The 2,142-nt window shown below is 61.6% G+C and carries 2 protein-coding genes; both read right to left on the bottom strand.

Features of this window, described 5'->3' with window-relative positions; genetic code table 11:
• Positions 1-427: 427 nt before the first annotated feature.
• Complete coding sequence (locus tag VK682_RS27135; RefSeq protein WP_230798322.1) at positions 428-1,003, bottom strand: site-specific integrase; 576 nt, start codon at positions 1,001-1,003, stop codon at positions 428-430.
• Positions 987-1,310, bottom strand: a complete 324-nt coding sequence (locus VK682_RS27130; RefSeq protein WP_230798321.1) for a hypothetical protein — start codon at positions 1,308-1,310, stop codon at positions 987-989. Before VK682_RS27130 ends, VK682_RS27135 begins: the two co-directional genes overlap by 17 nt.
• Positions 1,311-2,142 lie beyond the last annotated feature (832 nt).

Below are 2,142 nucleotides of genomic sequence, written 5' to 3'. Positions count from 1 at the left end.
GCGATCGACCGGTCCGTGGTGCGCAGAGACAGCTGCCAATGTCTGGTTTTTGTGGAAAACCCGGGCACGCGCCGACGCCAGCTCCAGGTGGAGCCGCGTTGCAGGAGGTAACCGCGCTTGCCTGGTGGGCCGAGTGGCTGGTGAAGCGCCCGGCAAGTGGCGGCCGAGACTGTCTAGAGGGAAATCCGTATTTTCCGCCAAGCGGGCTCACAGACCAGACTGGCCAGATCTGGTATGTTTATCGGATCGCAATTGTCGCTTCGTGCCACTTGCGCGCGAAAGGACCTAAGGGGGAGGGCCCTCGGGCGGGCAATCACGAGCCGAAGCATCCGATATGTCGAAATTGATTTTCTGATCCTGATGTGACCATCCGCGCCGTTCGTCATCATGTTCGGTAGGCCCGCCAGACATTGATCTCGTCAGTGCGTCAGAACAATCGCGGCAGCTTCGCAACCACGCTGCTCATCACGGACATCGACGTCGCGACATCATATTGCTCGTCATGCACGTCACCGCCGCTGTGCCCGACCAGGTCACGGCGTTGCTTCTCGCTGACCTCGGGCAACTCCTTCAGGTGGGCGATGGCATAATGGCGGAACGAGTGGAAGCAGAGCTCTCTTGGGTTGCCGTCCAACTGCAGCACCAGCGCCTTCGCCCAGTTGTAATAGATCTTGTCTCCGAAGGACTGGCTCTCATTTGTCGCGATCAACTCGGGGAAGAGGGACGTGGCGCCACGCTGGCACATCTCTTCGACATGCGTGAGAAAGCCCAGCTCGATCAGGTGCTCGTGAATGGGAACCAGGCGCTCCGAACTGAAGGTCTTGACCCCGCGGTGCATGTTGTCCCGGATGTGGTAGCAGGGAATGCCGTCGACTGACACGACATCACGGGGTTCCAGGCCGAGAACCTCCTCCCGCCGGGCGCCGCTGTAGCCTGCCAGGATCGGCCCCCAGTAGAGCCCATCCGCCTGTACGATGTTGCCGCGCTCATGGCGCCGCGACATTGATCTGCACCCCGTCCAGATCGGATTGCTGGAGTTCCGGCAAGGTAAAGGCTTCGCGCTTGTCGCGGTTGCGCTTTTCTTCCCGGACACGGAGCAGGCCGAGCTCGATCGTGTCCGAAATCGTGATGCTTTCGCTCTTGGCGAACTGGAAGATGAGCTTGAACCGGTCCAGGTGACCGTTGATCGTGCGAGGCGAGAGGCCGACCTTCTTGTCGGGAAGATCCTCGGTGCGTGCCAGAAGCTCGTCGATGGTCCTGTCCGCGTCCTTCGCGCTTTTCCCGTAGCTCGTCGGCAGTCGCTGCAGCACCGACTTGTAGAACTTGAGGTGGCCCTGCGTGATATCCCGAACGTCGGTGATGCCGGTTGCCTTGATGAACAGGCGTGCCTGGGCGGCAAGCTGCCTCCTCGTGTCTTCCTTGATGTGATCGCGATCCCTCTCGGCATTGATGCGCTCAACGAGAGCGACAATGTCGGGTCAAAACTGAACTCGGGTCTTTGGGTAGGGACTTGGGTTGGGGCAGGTGTCTCGATCAGAGTGGCTTCCTGGGAGACGACAAGTGACTCGCGGGTATCGATGATCTCGGCAGCGGCGTCGTCGAGGATTTCCCGCGCAAGGGCGCGGGCTTGTTCCAGGCTCGGATCTTCCCGGCCTTCAGATGCGGACCAGGCTGCGGCCTTTCCGGCCAGCAGCAGTTGCCGTAGCGAGAGAACCGTCTCGGCCGCAGAGTTCAAGGTCTCGCATGTTGCCGTTTGAATGCTGTCCCGCGCGGCGCGAAGCATCTTGTTGACGCCCGCCTCGGAGAGCACTTCGCGCGACAGAACGCCAAGCATCATCTCCAGCGACGCGATGTCCGCCTCGCTCGACCCTTCGTCACGTATGGTACTTCGGTCGCGAGCGGAAAGCTCCGCATGCAGTCCCTTGCTCGCCAGATGAGACCACGCGCGCGCCGTCGCCCAATCGAGACGCCGGTCTTCCTCGGATGAGCCCACCGGGTCCATCCGGCTGACCCTGCGCTGACGCTCGATGCGGTCAAGCTCGCTGCGCACAACCGAGGTCAGCCAGGCCTTGGCCTGGGCGGGGGTCAGCTTCCCATCGGTGATTGCATCCAGCATCCGGTCGCACTCGTAGTTCAATCTGC

It is taken from the genome of Salipiger marinus, assembly GCF_035481585.1.
GTDB lineage: Bacteria > Pseudomonadota > Alphaproteobacteria > Rhodobacterales > Rhodobacteraceae > Salipiger > Salipiger marinus.
Note: the sequence above shows the minus strand (reverse complement) of the source record. Positions and strands in the feature narration are given on the sequence as shown.